The sequence below is a fragment of the Desulfovulcanus sp. genome (genome assembly GCF_982781345.1).
The window spans coordinates 1-4051 of the sequence record NZ_CEYAEZ010000094.1 but is presented as its reverse complement, the minus strand read 5'-3'; the positions used below and the strand labels follow the sequence as shown (position 1 = coordinate 4051).

Here is a 4051-nt window from a genome sequence, read left to right as displayed (position 1 = left end):
TTTGAAGTATGTTCAAGCTCAGGATCTTTTTCTCGGGCGGCTAAAGGGTGTTGAAGATCCCGAAGAAAAAAGAAAAATTATTGGTTACACTTTTATTGAAGTTTTTGAAAAGGAAGCCAAGGCCATACCCGGAGTAAAATGGTTGGCCCAGGGAACTCTTTATCCTGATGTTATTGAAAGCGTTTCTTTCAGGGGCCCTTCTGCTGTAATTAAAAGCCATCACAATGTCGGTGGACTACCAGAAAAAATGCAGCTAAAACTAGTGGAGCCTCTGCGGGAACTGTTTAAGGACGAGGTGCGCAAAGTTGCTGTTGAATTGGGTTTGCCAGATTTTATCGTCTGGCGTCATCCTTTTCCTGGCCCTGGTTTGGCCATTCGTATTATAGGCGAAGTTACACCGGAAAGGTTGGATATCTTACGCCAAGCAGATAAGATTGTTCAAAGTGAGTTAAAGGCTTCTGATTGGTATCGTAAGGTGTGGCAGGGGTTTGCCGTGCTTTTGCCTTTAAAGACTGTTGGTGTTATGGGAGATGAAAGAACCTATGAGCATGTTATTGCTTTGCGCGTGGTAGATAGCATTGATGCCATGACAGCTGATTGGTCAAGATTGCCTTCTGAGCTTCTGGCCCGGATATCCAACAGAATTATCAATGAAGTTAAAGGTGTGAACAGGGTTGTTTATGATATTTCCTCAAAACCTCCCAGCACTATTGAATGGGAATAGGAAATGGATTTTTGACTGGATTGATTTGATTAGAGTTTGATTAATTGGGATATTTGGTAAGCGAGGCTGCGGAGTTAGGGGTTAAAGTTTGGTTGTTGAAATAGAAAAAGGAAAATAGAATGTTTGGTATTGGTTCAACAGAATTGCTTATTATTTTGGTTGTTGCCTTAATTGTTATTGGGCCTTCCAAACTACCGGAAATAGCAAAGACTTTGGGCAAGGCCATGGCTGAATTCAGGCGTGTAAGTAGTGATGTCAAGAGAACGATTGAAATGGAAGTAGAGAAGGAGGAGGAAAGAAGAACCAAAGAAGAGGTAAAAAAAGATTTCAAGACCATAGAGCAAGAGGAAAGTTCTCTTAAAAATGAAGAGTCAAAAGATGACCAGGAAGAGGAAGTTCTAATTGAAGGTGATTTGGATGAGGAAGAAAGCAGTACAAAAAAACGTGCTAGTCTTAAGGAAGAGATAAATGGTTAAAGAAGAGGTAAAAGAGAATACTCCTGAGCAGGATGCGTCCCTGGAAGGGGAGATGACTTTTACTGAGCACCTGGAGGAACTACGTCAGAGGCTTATACGTTGTATCATTGGCGCAGTAATCGGTTTTGCAGTTTGCTATCCTTTTTCGGAGAGACTTTTTGAGCTTTTGATGGAGCCTTTGCTTACTGCTCTCCCTCCTGAAAGCACATTGATTTTTACCTCCCTGCCCGAAGCTTTCTTTACTTACCTTAAAGTTTCATTTGTGGCCGGACTTTTTTTAGTCAGTCCGTTTATTTTTTATCAACTCTGGAAGTTTATTGCACCGGGACTCTATGATACAGAAAAAAAATACATCCTTCCTATTGCCTTTTTTTCAGGCTTCTTCTTTGTGGTTGGGGCTCTTTTCGGATATTTTGTAGTTTTTCCTTTTGGATTTCAGTTTTTTATGGGGTTTGCGACCGATTTTATTCGGCCCATGCCCTCGGTTCGCGAATATTTGAGTTTTTCCATCAAATTATTGTTTGCTTTTGGTGTAATTTTTGAGTTGCCTTTGTTTATCTTTTTCCTGGCCCGATTGGGCATGGTTACCGCGAACGGCTTAAGAAAAAAGAGAAAATACGCGATACTCATTGCCTTTATCGTCTCAGCAATTTTGACGCCACCTGATGTGGTTACCCAGATATTTATGTCCGGTCCTCTTATTATCCTTTATGAACTGGGGATTTGGGTGGCTCATTTCTTTGGCAAGAAAAAGAAAGAAGAAAGTAGTTCCCAGGAATTAGCCCAAAAAGAGGAAGGTTAAATGCGCAAAGCAAAAATAGAAAGGGATACATCAGAAACCAAGATATCTGTCCAAGTTAACCTGGATGGAGAGGGACAAAATAGGATCGTAACCGGCTTTGGTTTTGCTGACCATATGCTGGATTTAATGGCTTTTTGGGCTGGTTTTGATTTAAACATCAAATGTTCGGGCGACTTGCATATTGATGCTCATCATAGCCTGGAAGATATTGCCATTTGTCTGGGACAGGCACTAGCTGAAGCTTGGGATGACCGAAAGGGTATAAATCGTGTTGGTTGTGCCAAAGTACCTATGGACGAGGCTTTGGCTGAGGTAATAGTGGATATATCTGGACGCCCCTATCTTGTGTACCTTGGAGATGACCTTTTGCCACCAATTATATCCGGACAGGAAAAAGATTTGTGGCGGGAGTTTTTTAAGACCCTAGCTTTTAATGCCAGGATCAATATGCATATTATTTTCCATTACGGTCAGAATGGGCATCATCTGTTGGAGTCTGCGTTTAAGGCCTTGGGATTAGCATTAAAAGAGGGTCTGTCTTTGGGTAGGAAGCAGGTTCTCAGTACCAAAGGGAGCCTGGATTGATGAAAAAGGGTCTAGGGTTAATAATCATTGTTTTTTTATTGTCTTCCTGTGCTACAAAACCAAAAGCACTGTTTTTTGAACCAGGCGCGACATTGGCTGTAGCCGGGTTTTCTCAGCCGAGACATAGTTGGGAAATGTTGGCCGGATATATTTATGAGACCAAAGAAATTTCTCCCCAGGTGTTAGATAAGTTGGATACCCTTTTGTCTCAGTTGGTAAATGAAAGAGGGCAGGACTTTGTCGGACCAAAAATTGTTCGCCAGTGTCAGGAATTAGTCGTAGGGCGGGAAGATAAGTCAAGATTATCCGCTTTCAAATATTGGGTAAAAGTTGGTCAATGTGTGCCTGTTGATTTTATTTTAGTACCTTTTGTTTTCAAATGGCAGGAAAGACAGGGCCAGGAATGGGGAGCTGAAATCCCGGCAGCTGTTATTCTTGATCTGTATTTGATTGATGTAAAAAATAAACAAATGCGCAGGTTTCATTTTGAAGAAGAACAAAAGTCTTTAAGTGAAAATATTTTAGATATCGGCAAATTTTTCAGAAGGGGTGGCAAGTGGATAACTGCCATTAACTTGGCCCGGGAAGGAATAGATAGAGGTCTTAAGGAGCTAGGTTTATGATCATTTTTCCGGCGGTAGATATCAAAGATGGTCAGTGCGTACGGTTGAAACAAGGCTTAGAACATGAAGTCACAGTCTTTTCCAATGATCCTGTACAGATGGCCAGGCATTGGGAAGAATTGGGAGCAAAATGGCTTCATTTGGTGGATTTAGATGGGGCCTTTTCCGGACGACCTAAAAACTTTCGTCTGATTGAAAAAATTTGTCAAACCGTGAACATCCCAGTGCAATTGGGAGGTGGAATTCGGGATCTGGATATCGCCAAAGCCTATATCGAAGCCGGTGTGACCCGCATAATTATCGGCACTATGGCTTTAGAAGATAAAGAACTGTATGCTAAGTTGTGTGCGCTTTATCCTGGTCAAGTTGGTGTTTCTTTGGATGCAGAAAATGGCAAACTTAAATCAAAGGGCTGGGTTGAAGATACCGGCGTGACAATAGAGCAGGCTATTCCGGAACTTATCCGGCTTGGAAGCGCCTTTATCATTTTTACTGATATTACTCGTGATGGAATGCAGGTTGGGGTAAATCTGACTTCTTTGCAAGAGGTATTAAATCTTTCTTCTGTTCCGGTAATCGTAGCAGGTGGTATAGCTACTTTAGAAGATATCAAGAAGGTTTACCCTTTAAAAGAGCGGGGGCTGGAAGGTGTAATCACGGGTAGGGCCATTTATTCTGGAAGCCTGGATTTCAAAGAGGCCATCGAGTGGCTGGAAAGCCAAGGATAGAGAGCCTGTGGCCGAACCTTTTTATCGACGTAATTTCCATGGTTTATTCCAGTCTTGATTTCTTTCATGCTGGTACAAAGACTTGGACCCATCTAAAACTTGCTTGCGGACAG

The 4051-nt window shown here is 41.9% G+C and carries 6 protein-coding genes; all 6 read left to right on the top strand.

Annotated elements, in window-relative coordinates; genetic code table 11:
- On the top strand, positions 1-724 hold a 724-nt coding region (guaA, locus tag AC3WVG_RS11070; RefSeq protein WP_488798176.1), incomplete at its 5' end, for a glutamine-hydrolyzing GMP synthase.
- Positions 725-843: 119 nt separating this feature from the next.
- On the top strand, positions 844-1200 hold the full coding sequence (gene tatB, locus AC3WVG_RS11065) for a Sec-independent protein translocase protein TatB (RefSeq protein ID WP_488798175.1): 357 nt from the start codon (positions 844-846) through the stop codon (positions 1198-1200).
- 52 nt (positions 1201-1252) lie between these two features.
- The gene (tatC, locus tag AC3WVG_RS11060; protein WP_488798177.1) at positions 1253-2002 is read left to right on the top strand and encodes a twin-arginine translocase subunit TatC; all 750 of its coding nucleotides are present in this window, start codon (positions 1253-1255) and stop codon (positions 2000-2002) included.
- Positions 2003-2587: an imidazoleglycerol-phosphate dehydratase HisB gene (hisB, locus tag AC3WVG_RS11055; protein ID WP_488798174.1), complete on the top strand. Its 585-nt coding sequence runs from the start codon at positions 2003-2005 to the stop codon at positions 2585-2587. It begins immediately after the preceding gene.
- The gene (locus AC3WVG_RS11050; RefSeq protein ID WP_488798173.1) at positions 2587-3210 is read left to right on the top strand and encodes a hypothetical protein; all 624 of its coding nucleotides are present in this window, start codon (positions 2587-2589) and stop codon (positions 3208-3210) included. Before hisB ends, AC3WVG_RS11050 begins: the two co-directional genes overlap by 1 nt.
- Positions 3207-3938: a 1-(5-phosphoribosyl)-5-[(5-phosphoribosylamino)methylideneamino]imidazole-4-carboxamide isomerase gene (gene hisA / locus AC3WVG_RS11045; RefSeq protein WP_488798172.1), complete on the top strand. Its 732-nt coding sequence runs from the start codon at positions 3207-3209 to the stop codon at positions 3936-3938. Before AC3WVG_RS11050 ends, hisA begins: the two co-directional genes overlap by 4 nt.
- Positions 3939-4051 lie beyond the last annotated feature (113 nt).

Coding starts and splice junctions, on each gene's coding strand:
- tatB (WP_488798175.1), top strand. CDS start 844: ATGTTTGGTATTGGTTCAACAGAATTGCTTATTATTTTGGTTGTTGCC.
- tatC (WP_488798177.1), top strand. CDS start 1,253: ATGACTTTTACTGAGCACCTGGAGGAACTACGTCAGAGGCTTATACGT.
- hisB (WP_488798174.1), top strand. CDS start 2,003: ATGCGCAAAGCAAAAATAGAAAGGGATACATCAGAAACCAAGATATCT.
- AC3WVG_RS11050 (WP_488798173.1), top strand. CDS start 2,587: ATGAAAAAGGGTCTAGGGTTAATAATCATTGTTTTTTTATTGTCTTCC.
- hisA (WP_488798172.1), top strand. CDS start 3,207: ATGATCATTTTTCCGGCGGTAGATATCAAAGATGGTCAGTGCGTACGG.